Source organism: Pseudomonas sp. R62 (assembly GCF_000257605.1).
GTDB classification, from domain to species: domain Bacteria; phylum Pseudomonadota; class Gammaproteobacteria; order Pseudomonadales; family Pseudomonadaceae; genus Aquipseudomonas; species Aquipseudomonas atacamensis.
In genome coordinates this window covers 1180989-1204307 of record NZ_JH635999.1, presented here as the reverse complement: position 1 = coordinate 1204307, position 23319 = coordinate 1180989, and the positions used below count along the sequence as shown (strand labels likewise).

24 protein-coding genes, 1 tRNA gene and 1 pseudogene are annotated in these 23319 nt (G+C 58.3%); 10 read left to right on the top strand and 16 right to left on the bottom strand.

All coding sequences use genetic code 11. The features are described from left to right. The 3 genes from OQK_RS23720 to OQK_RS23710 all read right to left on the bottom strand — a co-directional run. On the bottom strand, positions 1–567 hold a 567-nt coding region (locus tag OQK_RS23720), incomplete at its 3' end, for a DUF2341 domain-containing protein (protein ID WP_038861650.1). Positions 568–579: 12 nt separating this feature from the next. Beyond that, a complete protein-coding gene (locus OQK_RS23715; protein ID WP_016774602.1) occupies positions 580–2178 on the bottom strand; it encodes a ShlB/FhaC/HecB family hemolysin secretion/activation protein in 1599 nt (532 codons plus the stop codon). A gap of 54 nt (positions 2179–2232) precedes the next feature. Then, complete coding sequence (locus OQK_RS23710) at positions 2233–2844, bottom strand: transposase (protein WP_024012848.1); 612 nt, start codon at positions 2842–2844, stop codon at positions 2233–2235. A 376-nt stretch (positions 2845–3220) separates the two neighbouring features. Between OQK_RS23710 and OQK_RS23705 the strand changes: the two genes are divergently transcribed. The 4 genes from OQK_RS23705 (at position 3221) to OQK_RS23690 (ending at position 7365) form a co-directional block, all read left to right on the top strand. Then, on the top strand, positions 3221–4846 hold the full coding sequence (locus OQK_RS23705) for an NADP-dependent glyceraldehyde-3-phosphate dehydrogenase (RefSeq protein ID WP_016774600.1): 1626 nt from the start codon (positions 3221–3223) through the stop codon (positions 4844–4846). A 102-nt stretch (positions 4847–4948) separates the two neighbouring features. Next, complete coding sequence (locus OQK_RS23700) at positions 4949–5305, top strand: DUF3302 domain-containing protein (protein WP_016774599.1); 357 nt, start codon at positions 4949–4951, stop codon at positions 5303–5305. Between the two features lie 2 nt (positions 5306–5307). Beyond that, entirely contained in the window at positions 5308–6267 is a 960-nt protein-coding gene (locus OQK_RS23695) for an HlyD family secretion protein (protein WP_016774598.1), read from the top strand. Between the two features lie 57 nt (positions 6268–6324). Beyond that, positions 6325–7365 carry an FUSC family protein gene (locus OQK_RS23690; protein ID WP_038861649.1) on the top strand — a complete coding sequence of 347 codons (1041 nt, stop codon included), beginning with the start codon at positions 6325–6327 and terminating at the stop codon, positions 7363–7365. A gap of 3 nt (positions 7366–7368) precedes the next feature. Here the strand turns inward: OQK_RS23690 and OQK_RS23685 are convergent, their stop codons facing one another. Further along, entirely contained in the window at positions 7369–8262 is an 894-nt protein-coding gene (locus tag OQK_RS23685; RefSeq protein ID WP_016774596.1) for a DMT family transporter, read from the bottom strand. 148 nt (positions 8263–8410) lie between these two features. Here OQK_RS23685 and OQK_RS23680 point away from each other — a divergent pair, with 148 nt between their 5' ends. Beyond that, positions 8411–8848, top strand: a complete 438-nt coding sequence (locus OQK_RS23680; RefSeq protein WP_016774595.1) for an Lrp/AsnC family transcriptional regulator — start codon at positions 8411–8413, stop codon at positions 8846–8848. 58 nt (positions 8849–8906) lie between these two features. Then, positions 8907–9236: a YceK/YidQ family lipoprotein gene (locus OQK_RS23675; RefSeq protein WP_016774594.1), complete on the top strand. Its 330-nt coding sequence runs from the start codon at positions 8907–8909 to the stop codon at positions 9234–9236. A gap of 65 nt (positions 9237–9301) precedes the next feature. Here the strand turns inward: OQK_RS23675 and OQK_RS23670 are convergent, their stop codons facing one another. After that, a complete protein-coding gene (locus OQK_RS23670) occupies positions 9302–9973 on the bottom strand; it encodes a Bax inhibitor-1/YccA family protein (protein ID WP_008006561.1) in 672 nt (223 codons plus the stop codon). Positions 9974–10096: 123 nt separating this feature from the next. Here OQK_RS23670 and OQK_RS23665 point away from each other — a divergent pair. Then, positions 10097–10184 (top strand) — tRNA-Ser (locus OQK_RS23665). 151 nt (positions 10185–10335) lie between these two features. Here the strand turns inward: OQK_RS23665 and OQK_RS23660 are convergent. The 6 genes and pseudogenes from OQK_RS23660 to pstS form a co-directional block, all read right to left on the bottom strand. Continuing rightward, complete coding sequence (locus tag OQK_RS23660) at positions 10336–10977, bottom strand: hypothetical protein (protein ID WP_016774593.1); 642 nt, start codon at positions 10975–10977, stop codon at positions 10336–10338. After that, complete coding sequence (locus OQK_RS23655; protein ID WP_016774592.1) at positions 10977–11675, bottom strand: hypothetical protein; 699 nt, start codon at positions 11673–11675, stop codon at positions 10977–10979. Before OQK_RS23655 ends, OQK_RS23660 begins: the two co-directional genes overlap by 1 nt. 93 nt (positions 11676–11768) lie before the next feature. Beyond that, positions 11769–12530, bottom strand: coding sequence for a phosphate ABC transporter ATP-binding protein PstB (gene pstB, locus OQK_RS23650; protein WP_016774591.1), 762 nt, complete (start codon positions 12528–12530; stop codon positions 11769–11771). A 75-nt stretch (positions 12531–12605) separates the two neighbouring features. Then, positions 12606–13517: a phosphate ABC transporter permease PstA gene (gene pstA, locus OQK_RS23645; RefSeq protein WP_016774590.1), complete on the bottom strand. Its 912-nt coding sequence runs from the start codon at positions 13515–13517 to the stop codon at positions 12606–12608. Next, positions 13517–14483 (bottom strand): annotated as a pseudogene (gene pstC, locus OQK_RS23640) (phosphate ABC transporter permease subunit PstC). Before pstC ends, pstA begins: the two are co-directional and overlap by 1 nt. Positions 14484–14557: 74 nt before the next feature. Further along, the gene (gene pstS, locus OQK_RS23635; protein WP_038861647.1) at positions 14558–15589 is read right to left on the bottom strand and encodes a phosphate ABC transporter substrate-binding protein PstS; all 1032 of its coding nucleotides are present in this window, start codon (positions 15587–15589) and stop codon (positions 14558–14560) included. Positions 15590–15902: 313 nt separating this feature from the next. Between pstS and OQK_RS23630 the strand changes: the two genes are divergently transcribed. Together OQK_RS23630 and OQK_RS23625 are read left to right on the top strand one after the other, a co-directional pair. After that, positions 15903–17342, top strand: coding sequence for an ATPase domain-containing protein (locus OQK_RS23630; protein WP_016774586.1), 1440 nt, complete (start codon positions 15903–15905; stop codon positions 17340–17342). 23 nt (positions 17343–17365) lie between these two features. Beyond that, a complete protein-coding gene (locus OQK_RS23625) occupies positions 17366–17725 on the top strand; it encodes a response regulator (RefSeq protein WP_016774585.1) in 360 nt (119 codons plus the stop codon). On the opposite strand, the gene OQK_RS23620 is transcribed toward OQK_RS23625, so the two are convergent. After that, entirely contained in the window at positions 17720–18817 is a 1098-nt protein-coding gene (locus OQK_RS23620) for a fimbrial protein (RefSeq protein WP_238537252.1), read from the bottom strand. The genes OQK_RS23625 and OQK_RS23620 overlap by 6 nt on opposite strands. Before the next feature lie 189 nt (positions 18818–19006). Here OQK_RS23620 and OQK_RS23615 point away from each other — a divergent pair, with 189 nt between their 5' ends. Then, complete coding sequence (locus OQK_RS23615) at positions 19007–19591, top strand: hypothetical protein (protein WP_016774583.1); 585 nt, start codon at positions 19007–19009, stop codon at positions 19589–19591. A gap of 38 nt (positions 19592–19629) precedes the next feature. On the opposite strand, the gene OQK_RS23610 is transcribed toward OQK_RS23615, so the two are convergent. The 4 genes from OQK_RS23610 to OQK_RS31880 form a co-directional block, all read right to left on the bottom strand. Next, the gene (locus tag OQK_RS23610; protein ID WP_016774582.1) at positions 19630–21258 is read right to left on the bottom strand and encodes a methyl-accepting chemotaxis protein; all 1629 of its coding nucleotides are present in this window, start codon (positions 21256–21258) and stop codon (positions 19630–19632) included. 115 nt (positions 21259–21373) lie between these two features. Further along, positions 21374–21835 (bottom strand): hypothetical protein, encoded by a 462-nt coding sequence (locus OQK_RS28925; RefSeq protein WP_016774581.1) that lies wholly within the window; start codon positions 21833–21835, stop codon positions 21374–21376. 308 nt (positions 21836–22143) lie between these two features. Continuing rightward, positions 22144–22521, bottom strand: coding sequence for a type 1 fimbrial protein (locus OQK_RS23600; RefSeq protein WP_016774580.1), 378 nt, complete (start codon positions 22519–22521; stop codon positions 22144–22146). A 102-nt stretch (positions 22522–22623) separates the two neighbouring features. Next, entirely contained in the window at positions 22624–23301 is a 678-nt protein-coding gene (locus OQK_RS31880; protein WP_274380900.1) for a response regulator, read from the bottom strand. Between the last annotated feature and the right edge of the window lie 18 nt (positions 23302–23319).

Here is a 23319-nt window from a genome sequence, read left to right as displayed (position 1 = left end):
CAGCAACAACGGCTGGCCGCTGAACTGCAAGGCACGCCCGACGACGCCATCAATCGCTGTGCCGGTCGCGCTTTGCGCGGTGTTGCCGTACGCCGTAGTGTCTTTCGCCGGGGTGCCAGTGGCGCCGTCGAAGTGATACAGCGCGATGTAATTCGGATCGAAGGTGAGTTGCCCGTTGCCGGTGGCCGGGGCTTTCTGGTTGCCGTAGTACATCCAGATGTCCTGACGCTGACCGCCCTCTACATTCGGCACATCGACCCAGATCAGCGCCATGCCCATCAGCGCGTCGAAACTTTCGATCTGGTGGTTGAGCACGGTTTTGTCATCCGCCGCGACAAAGCGCAGATCGGAGCCGTCCTCTTTCACGCCGTCGAAGGTGAAGTTGCCGGTGTGCAGGCGCACCAGTAGCGCGGTGCGGCCGAGCGCCTGATTGATCGCCGCGCCTTGTGGCGTGGTGTCGACGGCGATCTGTTTGCGGTAATGCCAGTCGTCCTGCCACCAGGCCTGAGCCGTGGCCGGGAGCACGAAGCCCAGGCAGATCAACAACGAAAGGAAGAGGCGTTGCATGGACGTGCTCCGTTAGAAAGTGGCTTGAAGGTTGAAGTGCAGGCGCGATTCCTGCTTTGAGGTGTTCGGCCCTTCGAGTAGCGGGTAGCCCCAGTCGAGGCTGCCGGACAGCCATTTACTCAGGCTGGCGCGGGTGCCGAGGCCGACGCTGGCCAGGGCGTAATTGGCGTCCTGATCCGGCAGTTCGTCGCGCAGATACAACTGCGCGCCTTCGGCGAAGGCATAGAAGCGCCAGTCCTGCATCCACGTGCCGGCGAATTTCGCCAGCGACGGTGTGCGCAATTCCTGGCTGAGCAAATAGCCGTCATCGGCGGTACGTTCAGCCGCGAGATAGCCGCGCACGGAGGTGGCGCCACCGGCGGAGAATTGTTCGTTGGAAACCAGCGGCCCCGAGGCGAGTTGGAATGCGGCTTTACTTGCGCTCTGCCAGTCGCTGTCGAAAGTCCAGGTGAAGTTGGTGTCGCCCTTGAGCACGGCGAAACTCGGTTTGGCGCGATAACGTTTGTAGTCGAAGTCTTCGTCGTCGCTGCCGTAGCCGAACACGCTGCGGGTCGCGGCAACCAGACTCAGGCCGAGGCCGAGCTGGCTCTTTTCGCTGTAGCGAAAGCCGTTGTAGGCGAAGGTGAACGGCGCGTATTTCAGCGGTACCTTGTCGCTTTCGCCGGACAGGCTCAGGCGCTCGTCGAAGTCCTTGAAGTCGATGCCGGCCGACAACGAGTTCGACCAATTGCCGCTCGAGGGCAACGTGTAGATCGCCGCGACGCCGTAGCTGTGACCCTTGCCGAGCACGTTGCTGCCGCCGATGGTGGCGACGTTGCTGTCGGACTGGTAACCGGAGAACTGCACGCTCCAGCGCTCGCTCAGCGGCGCGGTGTAGGACCCGGACCAGACCTTGGCGTTGTCGGTTTCCTGCGGCGCGGTGAAGAACGTCAGGTTGACGCTGTGGCCGAGCTGCCAGAGGTTGTTGTAACCGAGGCTGGTGACGCTGCGCAGCTTTTCGGTGTCGGCGCTGTAATCGTTATTGAGGCCGACGCTGGCCGTCCACGGGTTCTGGTCTTCGACCTGCAAATCGACATCCATGGTGCCGGGGCGCTGCCCTTCGCGCACCAGCGGCATGACCTGGCGACCGGGGGTCTTGTTGAGCTGCGCGAGTTCGCCTTGGACTTTGGCAAAGTCCGGCACCTCGCCTTCTTTCAGCGCCGGGACGTTGTCGCGGATATCCAGCGGCGAATAGTGTTTGGCGCCGACCACGCGCACCCGGCCGACCTTGGTTTCGCTGACTTGCAGATAGACGATGCCATCGGCCACGGCCTGCTCGGGCAGCTCGACAAACACCGATTGATAGCCGCGTTCCTGATAGGCCTTCTGCAACGCATCGCGGGCGCCTTCGATGTCGCTCAAGGCTTTCTGCGGGCCGAGAAACGGGTACACCGCTTCTTCGATCGCCCGGGCATCGAGCACGGTATTGCCGCGCACGAAGTATTCGTTGACGTCGACCAGTCGCTGCGCGGCGGGCGCTTCTGTGCCCTCCTCGGCCAGCGCCGGCTGCGCGCCCGCCGTCACCAGCAGCCAGCCCCACAGCGCCAGCCGTGACGTGAAAATCCGTTCCACATTACCCCCTGAAATTCGCGATGACCTGTGGGCGTTAGCGCCCGGTGTGCTGCGTCAATTGCTGATCGTGGTGGCGCAGGCGTGCTTGCCCAGCCAGGTGTGCAACAGCGCAAAGTTCAGCGAGAACTCGGGCATTTGCAGCAAGGCACCGCAGAACACTTCGCCGATGATTTTCTGAATCAGCAGCACCGCGCGCGGCTCGTTGAGCAGCGTGGCGATGTCACGGCTGAGGGCGGTGAAACTCCAGACTTTCTGGTTCAGGCCGAGGCCGACGAACCAGCGGAACAGCAGGTTGTAGTTCAGCTGTTCATAGAGCTGCTGTTCGCTGGGCACCGAATACAGCAATTGCAGGAGCAGGACGTGCATCACCGTCTGCGCGGGAATGAGCATGCCGGGTGCGGCATTGAGGTCGTGCAGCAGGTCCTGGTGGGCGTCGAGCAGATCGTCGATCTGCGGGCGCAGCAACACCAGCGAATGGCCCGGAGGAATGTAGCTGGACACTTCTTTCAGAGCGCCCTGCCAGTCCTCCTGCGAGACGATCCAGACCCACGGCGCGCCGTAGCGATACACCGAAACCGGCTTCTTGCGCGCGGCTTCGACGATCTTCGACAGGCGTTGATCGAGCTCCTGCATGCCCACTTTCGAATAACGTTCCATAGTCCCCATTGCCTCACTCCCGGCGTCCCGCCCCGACTCGCAAAGTGCGCCCCGAAAGGCCCCTCAAGCGCGTTACACAGGCATGACCGGACTGGCAAAGGGCTACCGAACTTTTGTCATAAAAGCTTCATTACCGAAGACAGACTGACTGATTTAAACGATCGACCGTGGGAGCGAGTCTGCTCGCGAAAGCGCTGTGTCAGGCAATGAGGATGTTGGATGTGCCGCCGCCTTCGCGAGCAGGCTCGCTCCCACAGGGTGGACTGCGGTTGCACGGGTGCGTGACATTCGCGTGACATTCACAGGGTTAAATCCCGGCCCGTTCAGGCGTATAACCTTCACAAGACTTTCAATCGGCACGCCGACTTCAACACAGGGTAGTGACATGACCACAGCAAACATCCTTGGCAACCTGTTCCCTTCGGTCAGCGACATCCCGGAAAAATATCGCCTCGACGCTCAGGTCGAGCAGCGTGAATATCTGGTCGATGGTCAATTGCGCCGCTGGGACGGCCCCCTCGCGCAGGTGCGCAGTCCGGTTTATCTGAAAAGCGAAAACGGCGAAGAACAGGTGATCCTCGGCAGCACGCCGCTGCTGGATGCCGACACCGCCCTCACCGCCCTCGACGCTGCCGTTCGCGCTTACGACCGAGGTCAGGGCCTGTGGCCGACCATGCGCGTGGCCGAGCGCATCCAGCATGTCGAAGCGTTTCTCGGCCGCATGCGCGAGCAGCGCGAGGCGGTAGTCAAGCTGCTGATGTGGGAGATCGGCAAGAACCTCAAGGACTCGGAAAAAGAGTTCGATCGCACCTGCGATTACATCGTCGACACCATCAATGCCCTGAAAGAACTCGACCGCCGTTCCAGCCGCTTTGAGCTGGAGCAGGACACCCTCGGCCAGATCCGCCGCGTGCCGCTCGGCGTCGCCTTGTGCATGGGGCCTTACAACTACCCGCTGAACGAAACCTTCACCACGCTGATTCCGGCACTGATCATGGGCAACACCGTGGTGTTCAAACCGGCCAAGCTCGGCGTGCTGCTGATTCGGCCGTTGCTCGAAGCCTTCCGCGACAGCTTCCCGAGCGGCGTGATCAACGTCATCTACGGCAGCGGCCGCGAGACCGTCAGCGCTCTGATGGCCAGCGGCAAGATCGACATCTTCGCCTTCATCGGCACCAACAAGGCTGCCAGTGACCTGAAAAAGCTGCACCCGAAACCACACCGTTTGCGCGCGGCTCTGGGTCTGGACGCCAAGAACCCGGGCATCGTTTTGCCCGAAGTCGATCTCGACAACGCCGTTAGCGAAGCGGTAACCGGCTCGCTGTCGTTCAACGGTCAGCGCTGCACCGCACTGAAAATTCTTTTCGTGCATGAAGACGTGGTCGACAGCTTCATCGAGAAATTCAACGCCAGACTGGCCACGCTGAAACCGGGCATGCCGTGGGACAGCGGCGTGGCGCTGACGCCGCTGCCGGAGTCGGGCAAGGTCGATTATCTGCACGGTCTGGTCGCGGATGCGCAAAGCAAAGGCGCGCAGGTGGTCAACCCGAATGGTGGCGAGTCCCACGCCTCGTTCTTCTACCCGGCAGTGCTCTATCCGGTGAACCCGCAAATGCGCGTGTATCAGGAAGAACAGTTCGGCCCGGTCGTGCCCATCGTGCCGTACCGCCACCTCGATACGGTGATCGACTACGTGCTGGAATCCGATTTCGGCCAGCAGTTGAGCATCTTCGGCACCAACCCGGTGGCGGTCGGCCGGCTGGTCGACACTTTCGCCAACCAGGTCGGGCGGATCAACCTCAACGCCCAGTGCCAGCGCGGCCCGGACACTTACCCGTTCAACGGTCGCAAAAACTCCGCCGAAGGCACGCTGTCGGTTCACGATGCCTTGCGGGTGTTTTCGATCCGCACGCTGGTGGCGACCAAATTCCAGGAGAGCAACAAGGACCTGATCAGCGAGATCATTCGCGGGCGGGATTCGAGTTTCCTGACCACCGATTACATCTTTTGACGGATGATCGGCAGGATTGAACGATCCTGCCGATCCGTCAGCCCCCCGGCGATTCAGTGACTACACTCAGCCCAGCATTGCTGAATGCCCGGGAGGCTGACCATGCTCGATTACTTCGCGTTGGGTCTGTTGGTTTTTGTCGGTCTCGTGCTGTTTTACGGGATCATCGTGCTGCATGACATTCCGTACGAGATCGCCGTCCACCGCAACCACCCGCATCAGGACGCGATCCATGCCACGGGCTGGGTCAGCCTGTTTACCCTGCATGCGCTGTGGCCGTTTCTGTGGATCTGGGCGATGGCCTATCGCGAGGATCGCGGTTGGGGTTTCGGCGATGGCAAACCCATTCAGAATCACGTCAATCAACTGGAGCAGCAGGTCGTCGAGCTGCAAGCCCGGATCGAGCGGCTCGAAGCGCAGTCGCCGGTTGCGCCTCAATCTGACAGCCGGGGGATCTGAGCATGGATCTGTTGCTCATCCTCACGTACGCCGCACTCTGCGTCGCCATCTTCAAGATCTTCCGCATTCCGCTGAATAAATGGACGGTGCCCACCGCTGTCCTGGGTGGCGTGCTGATCATCGGCGCGCTGATTTTCACCATGAACTACAACCATCCCTATTCCGAGGTGGCGCGCTCCTACTTTGTCTCGGTGCCGGTCATTCCGATCATCAGTGGCCAGGTGATCGACGTACCGGTAAAGGGCAACGAACCCCTGGAAAAAGGCGACGTGCTGTTCCGCATCGATCCGACGCCTTTCCAGAACCGCCTGAAATCGCTCAAGGCGCAACTGGTTGCGGCCAAGGGTGACCGTTACCGCATCACTGAACTGATCCGCCGCAACTTCGGCACCCAGCGTGAACTGGATGCGGCCATTGCCCGCACCGACGATCTGCAGGCGCAACTGGACAACGCTCAGTTCGAGCTGGACAACACTGTGGTTCGAGCGCCGAGCAAAGGCTTCGTCACCCACGTTTCGCTGCGCCCTGGAATGATGGCGAGCAAGCTGCCGCTGCGCCCGTCGATGGTGTTTATTCCGCAGGAAGGTCAGTACTTCGCCGCTTGGATGCGTCAGAACAGCCTGCTGCGTCTGACCGTGGGCGACGAGGCCGAAGTCGCCTTCGATGGCATACCCGGCAAAGTCTTCGCGGGGCGAGTGAAAAGCGTGATCGGGGTGATCGCCGAGGGCCAGGTGCAACCTTCCGGCACGCTGATCAGCTACACCGGCTCGCCACCGGCGGGACGGGTGCCGGTGATCATTGAAATCACTGACCCGGCGTTCGCCGAATACAGCGCGCTCATGCCGGGCGGCGCCTACGGGCAAGCGGCGCTTTACAGTCAGCACTTTCATCACATCGGCGCGATGCGCAAAATCCTGCTGCGCATGTCCGCCTGGATGAATTACATTTTCCCCTTCCATTGATTTGATTGACGTACGAGGTTCGCACTGACTACTTACAGCACCCACCGCCTGCCACCGCTGTTGCGCCGTATCCTGCGTCCGTTACTGGACCCGTATCGGCGCTACCGTCACGCCCGCCTGATCCATTCCGTGCGGGTGGCGCTGGGGTTGCTGGCGACGATTCTGCTGACTACTGGCATCAATCTGCCCCACGGCGAATGGGCATCGGTGACCATGCTGGTAGTGATCGGCGGTTTGCAGCACCACGGCAACATCGGCAAAAAAGCCGCCGAGCGCGCCATCGGCACCTTGATCGGCGCGGGGGTCGGATTGGCCCTAGTGGCGCAGCACGCCTGGCTGGGCATGCCGTGGCTGACCTACTTTTCCATGGCTGTGGTGTGCGGTTTTTTCTCGTATCACGCGATTGGCAAGGGCGGCTACACCGCCCTGCTTTCGGCGATCACGGTGTTCATCGTCGCCGGGCATGGCGACAACCCGATCACCGATGGTCTGTGGCGCGGCGTCGACATCCTGATCGGCATCGCCCTCGCCCTGGCGTTTTCCTTCGCCCTGCCGCTCTACGCGGTCTACTCGTGGCGTTACAACCTCGCCGATGCCTTGCGCGATTGCGCCACGGTGTACGGGCGCATCATCAACGGTGAAGCGGTCAGCGCCGATGAGCATGTGCGGCTGATGAGCAAGGTGGGTGCGGTGATGGTGCAGTTGCGCTCGCTGATGCCGTCGGTGTCCAAGGAAGTGAAAATTTCCATGACCGAGCTCGACGCGATTCAGCGCAACCTGCGCATGTGCATCAGCACGCTGGAGATCCTCGGCAATATCCGCCCCAACGCAAGCGACCCGCAGGCCACGGCACATCTGCAAACGGCGCTGAAGGCTGAGCACCGGCAAATTCGTGTGCAACTGATCGGCATGGCTCGCGCGTTGAAAACCGGAGCCTCGCAACGGCTGGAGCGACCGATGGAGCTGCCAGCAGCGGACCTTGATGCGCCGGTTGCCAATACGCTCGACGGCTACCGGATGTTGACCCGACAACTGGCGGCCAATATCAGCGAGATGCGCCAGCGCTTGGCAGCGACCGCACCGCGCTGGAACATCTGATCCTTATTGTGCCGCCAGCCGCCGGGCTTTCCAGCCCCAACCTTGTTGCATGCCGGCGGCGGCCAGCAGGATCGCTGCAACGCCTATCCATTTCAGCAATTCGAGGCGATGGCCGAAGGCGAACCAGTCAACGAAGATCGCCGCGATCGGATAGATAAAGGACAGCGCGCCGGTCAATGCCGTCGGCAATTTTTGAATCGCGCCGTACAGCAAAACGTACATCAGACCGGTGTGCACGATCCCGAGAGTCAGCAGACTCGCCCAGGCATCGGCGCCCGACGGCAACGCATCAAAATGCGCGAAAGGCACGAGCAACAACACCCCGGTGCAGACTTGAATCAGCGCAATCAGGTGCGGCGGCGTGCCGGTCAGGCGCTTGATGATCAGTGCCGCGATCGCATACAGAAACGCCGCGCCCAACGCCAGGGCAATCCCCATCAAGTAATCGTTACCCTCCTCGCCTTGCGTGCCATGGGCGCTGACGATCGCCAGCATGCCCATGAACGAAATCGCCAGCCAGAACAGTTTCTGCAGGGTAATTTTCTCGCCGAGGAACAACGCTGCCAAACCGACCAGCATGAACGGCTGCACGTTATAGACTGCGGTGCCGATGGCAATCGAGGCGCGGGAATAGGATGCGAACAGCAGCACCCAATTGCCGACAATCGCCATTCCACTGAGCACCGCCAGCAGAAACGTTGTGCGGGTCAGCATCCCCGGACGCAGGAAGCCGAACGCGGCGCAGACCAACAGCAAGGTTCCGGCGCCGAACACGCAGCGCCAGAACACCACGTCGAGCACCGGTTGCCCGGACACCAGCACAAACCAGCCGATCGTCCCGGATATGAGCATGGCGGCGGTCATTTCCAGCGAACCGCGGCGAATTGTGTTGTCCATTATTGTTCTCCTGAGGCTGTGAGCGAAGCGTGGCAAAAGTATGCCAAGCGCACCTCGGGCTGCTCCAGCGCATAAAGCAGGCTAAACTTGGTTTTCGCCTTTTTTATCGAGGGTGACTTGCGCCCTTCGCCTAATCCGGAGTTTGAATGTGACTGACGATATCGATCAGATCCTCATCAGCGCGCTGATGGAAGACTCGCGGCGCTCGCTCAAAGCGCTGGCGCAGATCAGCGGCTTGTCATCGCCCAGCGTGGCCGAGCGGTTGCGGCGGCTGGAAGAACGCGGCGTGCTCAAGGGTTACACGGTGGAGATCGATCCGAAGTGCTTCGGCTATCAGTTGCAGGCGATCGTCCGGGTGCGACCGCTGCCGGGCCAATTGCAAGAGGTTGAGCGGCAGATCTTGTCGATTCCGGAGTTCACCGAGTGCGACAAGGTCACCGGTGACGATTGCTTCATCGCCCGCCTGCACGTGCGCTCGATGGAGCAGCTCGATACCCTGCTAGACCGACTGAATACGTTGGCTGAAACCAACACCGCGATCGTCAAGAAGACCCCGGTCAAGCGACGCCTGCCACCGATGGCGTAGGTGTCTTTTACCAATGATCAGGGTAGATTGGGGTTTTTCGCGGCTAAGGAATGGCGCTATGAAAATTCAGGCAATACTGCTCGCGGCCCTGCTGCTCGGCGGTTGTGGCACGATTCAGACGGTGGCGCGCGACGGCCAGGCTGCCATTGACGGGCTCAAGCAGCAGAAAAGTTATTGCGGCGCGGTACCGAGAATCTACAGCGGCCTCGCTTATGACTTCTGCACGCTGAACGCACCGCTGGCCTCAGGCATCGATCCCGATGATCACCGCAACGCGGCCATTCCGGTGGTGCTGGTGGACGCCGTGGTCTCCGGCGCGCTCGATACTTTGCTGCTGCCCTACACGATCTACCGTCAGCAAGTGGACGGCAGCATCGTCATCAACTGAGCAGACACTTTTCTCCAGACGATAAAAAACCCGCCGAAGCGGGTTTTTTATTGCAGCCATTACGATCAGTCGTCGCGGCTCATGATGCCGAACAGTTGCAGCAGGCTGACGAACAGGTTGTAGATCGATACATACAGGCTGATGGTCGCCATGATGTAGTTGCGCTCACCGCCGTGGATGATCGCGCTGGTCTGGAACAGAATGCAGACCGACGAGAACAGCACGAAGCCGGCGCTGATCGCCAGTTGCAGGCCGCTGATCTGGAAGAAGAAGCTCGCCAGCGTAGCGCCCAGCAGGACAAAGAAACCGGCAGTGATGAAGCCACCGAGGAAGCTCATGTCCTTGCGGGTGATCAGCACGTAGGCCGACAGACCACCGAACACCAGTGCGGTCATGGCGAAAGCCGAGCTGACCACTTCAGCGCCGCCCTGCATGCCCAGGTAACGGTTGAGGATCGGGCCGAGCAGGAAACCCATGAAACCGGTCAACGCGAAGGCGGACACCAGGCCCCACGCGGAATCACGGAGTTTGTTGGTGAGGAAGAACAGCCCGTAGAAGCCGATCAGCACCACGAAAATGTTCGGGTAGCCGACACGCATCTGCTGGGCTACGAAGGCCATCACACCGCTGAATGCGAGGGTCAGAGCCAAGAGACCATATGTGTTGCGCAGGACGCGGCTAACCTCTAGCTGCTCAGCCTGCACGCTGTTATTAACTGCGTAATCCTGTTCGCGCATGGCGACACTCCTGTTGGTTTGAAACGTTCAGTCGCAAAGATCATAACAGACGCTCTGTAACAAGCCATGCAGAGAGTTTGACAGTGTGTTTCATTCAGGTATTATGGCGCCCGCAACGCAAACGGAGGTGTGGCCGAGTGGTTTAAGGCAACGGTCTTGAAAACCGTCGACTGTAACAGGTCCATGAGTTCGAATCCCATCGCCTCCGCCATCTTTATACGACAAAGCCCTGATTATTCAGGGCTTTGTCGTTTCTACGAGACATGTTTTGCGCAGCATCGTTTGCGCATCTATTGAGTCATTTCACAGCAGTGCCTCGTATACCTGAGGCGCTGCTGTCCAGATAGCCAGTGCGTACTCCCTCAGCCAAGCGACTCAAAGACAGCCTCCGCACGCTGTTGCACCGGCGGCTGAGGTCTGAGCATTTGCTGCCAGGCGAGCTGCGCCTGGACCTTGGCCACCGAATCCAGCACTTTCTGCGCCCAGCGATCATCCTCGGGATGCACCACGACCACCCGGAAGCCATGATCCTTGCCTTCAATCTGCACGCCCTCCGAATCATCGACATGCAAGTCGATATCGAACGCTGGCGGATACTTGGAAGGCGCATTCGACATCCCGTGCGCCGTCAGCGCACGGTTGTGCAGCACGCTGTTGACCACGCCGTCGACGCGGATACCGTACAGCGCCAACCAGCGCCTGATATAGGACGGCGTGCGCCCGGATGAGGTGTAGACCCAGACACTGCAATCCTGGCGGCGCAGCTCTCGGATCAGCGATCGTGTGCCCATCCGCAACGGTTCACCCAGCCAACGATGAATACAGGCCGGTAGTCGACTGTTCTCGACTGCGCAGTGATGAAGCTGGCAAGCGAGCGTGTCATCGATATCGAACGAAATCCGTATGCGCTGACGTTCGAACAACTGCGGCAAAGCGCAGCGGATAGCCTGCCCTGCCCGGCTGCCGAAGGTTCTCAATCTGGCAAATGCTGGTGCCCAGTTCATCAATGGCCACCTTGAGAGACAGGCAAAGGCTTGCCTTTGAGAAAGAACTTCATTGGATCGGGCGCCTGTTCTTCCAGGAATGCTGCATATTTTTTCTTGATCTTGGGCAATTCGTACAACGCCTTGACGCCATGCTTGGCGGAGTTGCGGATGACCGAGGACGGGTTGAAATAGCCCTCGGCGTTTTCCAGGGTCAACACGAATGGAGGCAGCCCTGCCCGCATGAGCAAGTAGCTGACAATCAGCGAGCCACTGCGGTTGTTGCCTTCGATAAACAGCTGCGGCTTGCTCAGAATGCGCACATAGACACCCGCTGCACGCTTCCAGACTGACTCACTACGATACGCGCAATACCAGTTGTACAAGTCCTTGATGCCGCCCTCGACGTTGTTGAAGAAATGCGCCTCGGTGGCTGACAGATGCTGAGCGTATTCCAGCCGGCGCGCTGGATCCCGGCCACAAAGCACTGTGGCATTGATCTCCAGCATCAGGTTCAGTTGCTGCAGATCGAACAGGTCGACGCCGCGGGCAACATACTCGTCAACCAACGCATAGCCTTCAAGCACGTTGTGCAGCACTTCATCAGTCAACGGGTCTCGGGGCTCGGTGAAGTGCCGGCTGAGCTCGGCGAAACGGCTCTGCACTTTCCGCAGTGCGCGTTCAATCGCAGGCAAATCAAGGCGATGCGTGGCAGGCATTGGAGCTCCTTGGAAACGCTTGGTAAATGTCCACCGATGCCCGCCAAATCCATTTGGCTTGTGCAGGTAGGCGGCCGTGACCGGTGGCAAGGCTCAGCTGAACTTGCCGCTGATGTAATCGCCGGTCATCTGTTCACGCGGGTTGTCGAAGATCTGCGCGGTCGGCCCCATTTCGACCAGATAACCGGTGCGTGTGCCCTGGGAAATATCCACCGAGAAAAACGCCGTGGTGTCAGCAACACGGATGGCTTGCTGCATGTTGTGGGTCACCAGTGCGATGGTGTAGTCCTTCTTCAACTCGACCATCAATTCTTCGACGCGCCTAGTGGCGATCGGGTCCAGTGCCGAACAAGGCTCATCCAGCAGCAGGACTTCCGGCTCAGTGGCGATCGCCCGGGCGATACACAGGCGTTGCTGCTGGCCACCGGAGAGCGACAGGCCGCTGACCTTGAGCTTGTCCTTGACTTCGTCCCACAGCGCGGCGCCTTGCAGCGCATGCTTGACGCGGTCACCGATATCGCCTTTGTAGCGATTGAGGCGAAGACCAAACGCGACGTTGTCGAAGATGCTCATCGAGAACGGGTTAGGCTGTTGAAACACCATGCCGATGTAGCGGCGTACGACCACCGGGTCGACGCCCTTGCCGTAGACGTCCTGGCCGAGGAAATGCACATGGCCCTCGAAACGAAAGCCCTTCACCAGATCGTTCATCCGGTTGAGACTGCGCAGCACGGTACTTTTGCCGCAGCCTGAGGGACCGATGAATCCGGTGATCTTGTTTTTCTCGATGGGCACGTGGCTGTCACGTACTGCCATGAAGTTGCCGTAGAAAATCTTGTCCAGTTTGCAGTCCATGACTACAGGCGCCTGGGTGACAAACGGAGCGGCAATTTGCGCAGTGGATACGTTCAAAATCAGATGCTCCCGTTCTTAATACTTGGGCTTGCCGAAAATCCGGCTGATGATGTTCACGAACAGCACGATCATCACCAGCACCAACGAGGCCGCCCATGCGAGCTCGAGCTGGTTATCGAAAGGCATGCCGGAGAAGTTGTAGATCAGCACCGCCAATGAGGCAGTCGGATTCATGACATCGAGATTGCCCTGGTGGTAGATCCAGTAGTTGCTGAACAGCGCGGTAAACAACAAAGGGGCCGTCTCGCCTGCGGCACGCGCCACGGCGAGCATCACGCCAGTCAGGATCGCCGGCATGCCGGTCGGCAAGATGATTTTCCAGATGACCTGCGAGCGGGTGCAGCCCATGCCATAAGCAGCATCTTTCATGATCTTGGGCACCATCCGCATCGATTCTTCTGCGGTCAGCACCACGATAGGCAGCATCAGGACGGCGAGTGCCACGCCACCTGCCGGTGCCGAATACGTGCCGGTGGTCATCACTACCAAGGCGTAGGCAAATACACCTGCCAGGATTGATGGCAGGCCCGTAAGCATCTTGGCGGCAAAACGCGCGGCGTTGCCCAGCTTGCTATCCGGCCCCAGTTCAGCCAGAAAAATGGCCGCCATGATTCCGACCGGCACCGCGATTGCTGCCGCGATACCGACCATCACAAAGGTACCCGCCATCGCGTTGCCGAAACCGCCGCCCATCTCGAAGCCGGTCGGCGGCAGTTCGGTAAAGACTTCCAGGTTCAGCCGCGCGCCACCACGAGTGATCAGCATGTAGAGCACGGAAATCAGCGGCACGCTGGCCAGCAAAGCACCTGCCCAGACCAGGGTGGTCAGGATCAGGCTGCGCAGCGCGCGGCCTTCGAACCTGCGTTGCAAGCTGGGCATCGCACCGGTTGGCGCCGTCAGGTCTGTTGCTGCGGTCAGATCAGTCATCACTTGTTACCCCGTTGGGCGTACATCATGATCATCGAGCCGAAAATGTTCACGATCAGCGTAATCAACATCAGCACGAGCGCGGCATACATCAACACCTCGATCTCGTTCGGCCCGGCTTCGGGGAAGTTCAGCGCCAGCAGAGCGGCAAGCGTGTTAGCGGGTGCAAACAGCGAGAGGGAAATGTTGTTGGCATTGCCGACCAGCATGGCCAGCGCCATCGTTTCACCCAGCGCGCGCCCCAGGCCCAGCACCAGCGAGCCGAAAATGCCGGTGGCGGCCGAAGGCACCATCACTTTGAGAATCGCTTCCCAATGGGTTGTGCCCATGCCGTACGCGGCCTGTTTGGTTTTCATCGGCACAGCCGTCAGCGCGTCCTGCGACACGGCGGCAATGGTCGGCAGAATCATGATCGCGAGCACCAGCGCTGCGGGCAGCAGGCCCGGACCGCTCAGGGACGTGCCGAAAAAAGGGTATCCAGCCCAGCTCGCTGTTCAACCAGGTCGTCAGCGGCCGAATCGCCGGGATCACCACATAGATCCCCCACAGGCCATAGACCACGCTGGGAATGGCTGCGAGCAGTTCGACGATGGTGCGAAACAGCGCAGCGAGCTTGGTTGGCAGGAAATCCTGGGTCAGGAAAATCGCCATGCTCACGCCAAAAACACCGGCGATCAGCAAAGCGATGAAGGCGCTGTAAAGCGTGCCCCAGATGGCTGGCAGGATGCCGTATTTGCCTTGGTTGACGTCCCACACGCTGCCCAGAAGCACATCGAAGCCGTGCTTCTCCATACCGGGAAGTGCCTTGCGTCCGACTTCGAACACCAGTGCAAATACCAGCGCCAGAATCAGTACCACACCGATGCGCGCCAGCGCGCGGAAGGTGCGATCAACCAGAAAATCCTTCGTCGAGGGTGGCTGGCAGGCAGAGTCGGGATTAACCGGTACGACAAAAGGTTTGTTCATGGGCTAAGTCCGGAACAGGGGGAAAACTCTCCCGGCGTGGCGCAGACGCACACGCCGAGAGAGACCTCACGGCGTTACTGAATGTTGGCGGACGCTTTGCGAACCTGTTCGACGACCGATTGTGGCAACGGGATGTAACCCATCGAATCGGCAACCTTCTGCCCCTCGGTCAGGCTGTATTCGACCATTTCACGCATGGCCTTGGCCTTGGCCGGGTTGCCATTGTCCTTGCGGAAAATCATCCAGGTATAAGAGGTGATCGGATAGGACTTGGCACCGTCCGGATCAGGCAGCCAGGCCACCAGGTTTTCCGGCATCTTCACCGCCGCCAGGGCCTCGGCACCGCTTTCGGCGTTTGGCACGACGTAATTGCCAGCCTTGTTCTGCAACTGGGCAAAGTCGACCTTGGCCAGTTTGGCGAAGCCATATTCGATGTAACCAATCGCACCAGGGGTCTGGCGCACGGTAGCGGTTACGCCATCGTTTTTCGGCGATTTGATGAACTTGTCACTGGCCGGCCAGTTGACGGTGTTGCCCTCACCCAACGCCTGCTTGAACTCGGCGTTGACGGTTGCCAGGTGCTTGGTGAATACCGCGGTCGTACCGCTGGAATCTGCACGCACGACAACGGTGATCGGCGTATCGGAGAGTTTCAGGTCCGGGTTGGCTGCGACGATCTGCGGATCGTTCCAGCGCGTGATCTTGCCCAGGAAAATATTGGAATAGACGTCGCGTGGCAGCTTCAGCCCCTTGGGATTGCCCGGCAGGTTATAGGCCAGCACGATTTCCCCGGCGGTCATTGGCAGCAACTGCACGCCTTCGGCGACCTTGGCGATATCTTCGTCTTTCATTGCCGAGTCACTGGCAGCGAAATCCACGGTTTTGTTCAAGAAGTCCTGTACGCCCGCGCCACTGCCCTTGGATTGGTAATCGACAGTGACGCCATCGGACTTCTTGCTGAAATCCTTGAACCAGGTCAGGTAGATCGGTGCCGGGAAACTTGCTCCGGACCCCGTCAGGCGAACATTCTCTGCTGCAAAGGAGGCCGAGGTGGCACAAAGAGATACCGCAATGGCGAGCGCAGCAGACTTCATCAAACTTTTCATTAAATGACACCTAGTGATTACGGGCTCCCGAACTCTGCAGCAGTTTTGTGACGATTTCATGAAAGCAAAGTGGCAAGCGCTACCCTCATGGTCCGCAGCAGCGCATATGGCCGTAATCGGCTTCCGGGTTTCGAAAAATCGAATCTTCCTGTGCCGGACTTGTCACTACCCCCTGATCCCGAGCAGTCACGTGCCAGGTTCACATTGCAAAAACGCTACTTTTCCCCAGCCTTTATGGCCCTCAACCGGAAATGGCGTTAGCATTTCACTCATTCGGCTGAACAAGCCTGTTTATTCAGATCAGGGTCGCATTGTGGAAAAGCTAAAACGCCTTCAAAGCGGGATCGAAGGGCTCGACGCGCTGCTTCAGGGGGGCTTTGTCGCCGGCGCCTCATACATCATTCAAGGGCGCCCGGGCTCCGGCAAGACCATCCTTGCCAACCAGCTAGGATTTCACCATGCCCGTAATGGCGGTCGTGTGCTGGTCGCCACGTTGCTGGCCGAGTCCCACGACCGCCTGTTCCAATTCCTGTCGACCATGAGTTTTTTCGACGCTTCGCGAGTCGGCGCGGAAATTCAGTTTGTCAGCGCATTCGATACGCTGGAAAACGAAGGCCTTGATGAAGTCGTGAAGCTGCTGCGACGCGAAATCACTCGGCAGAAGGCGACCGTCATGGTCGTCGACGGCCTGCTCAATGCACGCTCCAAAGCCGACTCGCCGATCGACACGAAAAAATTCATTTCCGAACTGCAAGGCCATGCCGCATTTGCCGGTTGCACCGTGCTGTTCCTGACCAGCTCGCGCCTGGACGACGGCAGCCCCGAGCACACGATGGTCGACGGCGTCATCGAAATGGGTGAAGAGCTGTTCGGTACCCGTTCGGTGCGCCGCATTCATTTGCGCAAGACTCGCGGCAGCGGCGCGTTGACCGGTCTTCACGAATGTGAAATCACCGATAACGGCCTGGTCGTCTATCCGCGCCTCGAAAGTCTCTACAAGCGCCCTTCCGCCCCTGACAGCGCGGACATGACGCGCATTCCAAGCGGCATTGCGTCGCTCGATGAGATCTTCGGTGGCGGCTTGCACAGCTCCAGCGTGACGCTGGTCATGGGTCCTTCCGGCATCGGCAAAACCACGCTGGGCCTGAAGTTTCTCGCGCAATCTACGGCCGAAGCGCCTGGACTGCATTTCGGTTTTTATGAAAGCCCGCAGCGCCTGCGCCTGAAAGGCCGTTCGCTGGGCATCGATATTGAACACATGGAACACAGCGGCGCATTGAGCATTGCCTGGCAGCCAACAACGGAGGGTTTGCTTGATGGCCTCGGCGCACGCCTGCTGAGCCTGGTCGATGAGAAAGGCATCAAGCGCCTGTTCATCGATAGCCTCAGCGGCATGACTCGGGTTTCAACCACTCCGGAACGCATCACCGACTTTTTCAGCGCGCTGATGAATGAGCTGCGGTCCAGAGGCGTGACGGTCTTTGCCTCTTGGGAAATGCGCGATTTGTTCGGATCCGAGGTCAGCGCACCGAACTCTGACCTGTCCAGTATTGTCGACAACCTGATCCTCATGCGTTTCTTTGAGAATCACGCTGAACTTCGCAGGACGCTTTCCATTCTTAAGGTACGCGATAGCTCCTACAACCCGTCGCGGTTCGAGGTGGTTGTACGCGATCAAGATGTGTTCCTGGAAAAGGCTTTGAAAAATGAACCTTCAGTCGCAGCTGAGTCATTGCCTGGTTCAATTTCGTAAGTCTTCAAGCGGGTTGAAATAACATGACCACCATTCTGGTAGTCGACGACGAGTATCTGATTGCTGACATTCTTGGCTTTGCGCTTGAGGATGAGGGCTTCATGACTGTGACCGCGAGCAATGGCAAGAAGGCTCTCGAAGTGCTGGAAAGAGAACGTCCAGCCCTGGTCATCACTGACTTCATGATGCCAGTCATGGACGGCCTCGAATTCGCCGAAGCCGTGCGTGCCCAGCCGTCCGTCAAACACTTGCCGATCATTCTCATGAGTGGCGCGCAAGCGCACATCGGCATGCAGCGTTCGGATCTGTTTGATGTGGTGGTGCCCAAGCCGTTTGATATTGCGGTGATTGTGGCTGAGGTGAAGAGGCTGTTGGGCTCATAGATACTCGACGACAAAGGCAATTTCGGCATTGGCATCGCCCGCTCGCATTTGCGCATTGGAAGGCTCGATGCGCACGAAGCGGGCTTGCAAGGAAACGGATGCATTACCGCCGCTCGATGTTGGCGCTTTCATTATGTAATTCTGGTTCAGCTTGAGTATCGTCCTGTCACTGAAGCGCATTTGCAATGCCAGCCCTTTGGCAGTGGAATTACTGTTGAGGTGTACCACGCCGGTATCAGCGCTCCATGCAGGGCTGCCCGCAGTGGGCGAAAAGGAGTACCTGAAGTTATTGATTCCGGGAGGACAGTTTTTCATATCAAGAAAGAAGTATTTCTCCTTGGCATAGTCACCGTTCTGCAAAAAATCGCTCATGGTGTAGCTGCCCATATCCACTTTCACATCAGGTGTTTCACAAGACTGCGAGACGATCCGCGTGCCATTTGTATTCATTGCCAGAGGCTCGATTTCTGCAGCGACGAAGGTCCCAAGTTGGCCTGAGGGTATCGTCGCACTGCCGGAAATAGTTCCCGTCTTTACAAAACGCAAGATGTGCTCAGAACCATTCCAACCCCAACCGCCAGCAGTGTCGGTAGTTCCTGGAAAGCCTTTCCACGCTTTCCCCGATGGCGGTCGGACCCATTGCCAGCCGATTCCGGTATTTCCGATAGGAAAAATCTCCGCGCCCGGCTGAGTAGCGCCGACAGTATTGCGTACACCTTCGTTGTGTACCGCAGAGCACCTGAATGAGCTGGGTATGGCGCCCAGGGTCACGATCGGGCTTTCATAGATAACCGTGCCGTTGGGCGTGTCACGAGGCACCGAGATCGTGGCTGGAAGCACCACCCTGACACTGCCCTTGGAATGGTCGGGATAAAATTCGCAAATTGCAGCCATTGCGTTAAATGGCAGTAAATACAAAAAACCGACAATTAAAACATGGGAAAACTTCATAGCAATCTCTCTGAACTCGCCGTATTTGCAAACAATTGAATGGCGGACGATTGCGTGAACTATCAGCAGTAAACGCCACCAAAGCGGCAGCAGACGATAATGAAAAAAAGGAGCTTGAGCAAAAAGTTTATTTATTCGCAAACAAGACAATTCTCATGGACCCACAAGAAACTTTAGATAGTCGGTTTAAACAAGAAGCCTTCTGCGAATTCGTTAACAAATGTTAGCCGTTATCGACATACGCAAATAGAGCACAATTTAAGACTCGTCTTAAAGGCCCAGCGAATCGAGGTTATTACACTGTCTACTCTTGATAGGAGAAACGATTCCGTGAGAGCCCTCGATACCCTCAATAGCTCAAAACCCCAGAGCAACGCCGCCATCTACTGCCTGACCATTCTTGCGCTGGCACTGATCGCCATGACTGTGGTCGCCGGCTACCAACTCAATGAACTGTTTCCACTGAAGGCTGTGGTGCAACAACAGGAGGTCCAACTCACCCAACGCGCCGATGCAATCCAGTCGATGAGCGCAGAACTGAAGCGCCTGGCGGAACAGAAACAGGTTTTGGAAACCGACCTGCTTAGCGCAAAGGAACAGGCGAAGGCCGCTGAGCACGCAAAAACCGAACTCGAAAACAATCGACAGGCAGCCCTGACCAGCGCGGCGTTAGAGGATGAAGATTCACTGTGCGCGATCATCGAGCAAAACATCCGACTTGTTGCGGACCAACTCAATCGCGACGATTTCTTCCGCCTGCGTGATGAGCGCGAAGCTGAAGCCGAAGCGGTACTTGAAAGCTATGAAAAACAACTCGCCAGCTGCATTGAGCAGTTGACAGCACAAACCGCATCGCCAGCACAAACTGACTCTGCACCCCATGCGCAGGACTTTGCTGCGCCGATCGAGCGCTGATCAAAAAGCCCTGGTAGCCAGGGCTTTACGTTTACTGATTAAAGTTTGAATTCCTTGGTCAGTTTGTTCAGCGACGCGGCCAATTGCGACAGCTCCGCCGATGCGACTGCGGTCTGTTTCGATCCCTCAGCGGTTTCACACGAAAGGTCGCGAATGCTGATCAGGCTGCGATCCACTTCACGCGCAACCTGAGCCTGCTCTTCGGCAGCGGTCGCCATCAGCAGATTTCGCTCATTGATGAGATTCAGTGAGCCAGTAATGTCGGTCAGCACTTCACCGGCGATATTGGCCATCTCGAGCGTTCTTTCAGCCTGCGACCGCGTGTGGCTCATTGAAGACACCGCACGGCTGGTGCCCGACTGAATGGAGCTGACCATCGATTCAATGTCCTCGGTCGATTTCTGCGTACGCTGGGCCAGCCCTCTGACCTCGTCCGCGACCACGGCAAAACCGCGACCCGCCTCCCCCGCCCGCGCTGCTTCGATCGCTGCGTTCAAGGCAAGCAGATTGGTTTGTTCGGCAACCTCTCGGATAACGTCCAGCACGCTGCTGATATCGCTCGCCATGGTCGATAGCGCCTGCACCTCAGCCGAGGTGCTGTGCACGCTGGACACCATCAGGTTGATTGCGGCGACCGTGTCGCTGACCTGACTTCGACCGGCAATGGCTGCCGCACTTGATTCCGACGTCAGCTGCGAGGTCGATGCGGCGTTGTCTGCAACCTGCTCCACCGCTGCGCTCATTTCAGTCACGGCAGTGGCGGCCATTTCGATTTCATGGCTCTGACGCTGAGTGATACGCGAGATATCTTCCGTGACGCCGTGCATGACCTCTGAAGTTTCCGCCAACTGCGTGGACGAATCGCGGATCATGATCAAGGCATCTCGCAGACTGGTTTGCATCGCCGCCAACGACGACAGCATCTGCGCCGCCTCATCGGAGCCATCCAGCGCAATGGTTTCGCTCAGATCGTTGGCGGCGATGCATTCCGCCACCCTCAGCGAGCCTGCAATCGGCACCGTCAGGCTGCGGGTATACAACACGGCCAGAGCCAAAGAAGCACCGATGGCAATGATAATGAACACACTGACGATCAACAGCGTGTGTTCGTAGACATTGTCGGCCTGCTTGCCAGCTTCGTAAGCTTCGATCTCGTTGAGTGCAATCAGCTTCTTGAGTGCGACTTGTACGCCATCCGAGGCAACACGCATCTGATTCTTGGACAGCGCGATGGCCGCCTCTAGCTGCCCGCTCGCCACTGTTTCAAGGTACTGGTCCTGCGCCAGATCATTGACCTTTTGCGCTTTGGCAAACTCCTCGAACGCCTCGCGTCCAGCGTCAGTGGCCAGCAGTTCAATGAGCGCTCGCTGATGTTTCTTGATGAGCTGACGGGACTGCTGAATGTCCATCAGGGCCTGCGCCTTGCGCTCGGGGGTTTCGATGGGATTGCGCAAGCGGGCGTTGTTGCCCTTGATCTCGACGAATTCACGGTCCAGTTGGCCGAGCAGTTTGATACTCGGCACGATCGTCGTCTCGACGTACGTTTCTGCCTTGTTGAGCAAGTCGACTTGCTGCAGGGCGATCAATCCGATCGCGATAATCATGAGACAGAACAAGCCAAAACACAGCGCCGAACGCGGCGCGAGATTGAGTTTACGAAGCAGCATGATGCCTTACCTTAGAGTGTATTCAAGACAATTGGGCAAACGAGTGGGCAGCAAAGCAGGCGCCGGGCAGCAGCACCTCAGCGCCTGCGTGGATCATCGCGGGAAGGTGACGCAGCTAGCGGTTGGCGCACGAGGAAAGCGAAGCGTCGGTTGAGGCCGGCTCCGCGAGTTCCTTGAGCGCCGGGTCGGCCAGCATCAGAAAGTCTGCCAATCGCGGCAGATCGATTTTCGACACCAGGCGCATCCAGCGCTGCGGATGCGGGTTGAAGAAGGTCTTCGACCATTGGTGATCATCGTTGGGATTGAAGATCAGCAAATGACGAATCAGCGGGTTTTCCCCGAAAAAGTCGAGCGGATCCATCGCCATTTCGCTGAGCAACTGAGCATTGACGACGACCAGGCTCAACCGTTGAGGGCAGTAATACGTCAGGACTCTCAGGTCACGATAGGTACACACGTTCAATACGCTGAGACAGCCCAGCTTGTTGAACTGCTGTTCGATCGACTGGCCTCTGCGCACATCGCTGTCAGCGATCAGGATCCGCAAGGATCGACTGCGGTTATTTTCAAGAAACATCGGACACCTTTGGCAGCTCCATTCTTCCTTTCAAGAAAATAACCAAGGGCCAACCTGCCTGATATGAGACTTGTCTCAAAAATGAACGCAGGGATAGATGATAAAAAGCCACACCTTGACGACAGCCCACGCGATCGGCGCATGGTCTGGCTCAGAAAGTGTTGAAGGAGGGATTTTGCAACGCAGGGGAGTGGCGACAAGCCAGAAGCGCGGGACGGTTCTGTGCGAACCAGACAATTCTCATTATTAACGCCCCTTTTTGTCAGTAACCTTGAAACAAGGGGCGCAGACTCATTCTTTCCAAGCCATCAAGGCAGCGTCATCGTCACTACGTAATTACCGCTCGTTATCTGGTGACCCTTGTTGTCCGTGAGCAGCAAGCGCTGGTCGTAATAATCGTCCTGCTCATGAGTATCGGCAATCACCTTCACAAACACCTGCTGGCGCGACTCACCTCGCCCTGCCGCACTGACGTTGTTCACGGTAAAAATCTGCCCGGTGCTTGCCTGGGGGCAATCAAGCAACTCGACAGAAGAATGGCTGGCGCCACTGGCAATGCAACTTGCCTCGACAATTCGACCGCTGAAGCGAATCACTCCGCTGACCGGCGCAGACTGGGCTGCGCTGACGGTGTCAAAACCGAGCAGGCAAAGGCAGGCAATCAATAAAGGACGTCGAATGATCATCGCGAAACTCCATGGTTATTAACCAAGGTATCGCCCGCTGCAAAATGATCTTTAACGTCAGCTTCAATGCAAGGCCAGTCGGATGGTCATGAGCCGATACGTTTACAGCTCGATCCGTTTGATTTTCTTGATCAGATCAGCCTGTGCATGCTCCAGCTTCAATGCACTGCGATTGAGGTCCAGCGGATCGATAACAGGCGCCTCGCACTCGGCTTCAAGCTCGTTACACGCCTCAATGACCTGATGCTCGGCAACAATGCGCGCCGCCCCCTTGATGCGGTGCGCCAGGTCAGCCAACAGCCCGGGATCGCTTTCGGGTATTAGCGAATGCAACTCCTCCAGATCCTTTTCGCAACTCGACAGCGCCTCGCGCAGAAGTTCTTTCATCATGTCGAGATCGCCTCCGGTGAGCTCGTCAAGACGCTCGCGAATCGAGCCCAGCTCCTTGATAGTCGCCGCAGGCGGGCTTTCAAATGGCTGGGTTTCAACATTTTTTTCCCAGCCTGCAAGCATGATCGACAAGGTGCCGAGACTGATCGGTTTGAACAGGCAATCATCCATCCCGGCCTCCCGGCATTTCACTTTTTCTTCCGGCTGCGCGTTGGCCGTGAAGCCCAGTACGATGCACGGCGATCCACCACTTTCGCGTTCGTCCTGGCGAATGGTGCGGGCCAGCTCATAGCCGTTCATGACCGGCATGTTGCAGTCCGTGATCACAATGTCGAACGGCTCCGAGCGCCACAGCGCCAATGCCTGGGCACCGTCGGCGGCATCACGCACCGCCTGGCCAAGGAAACT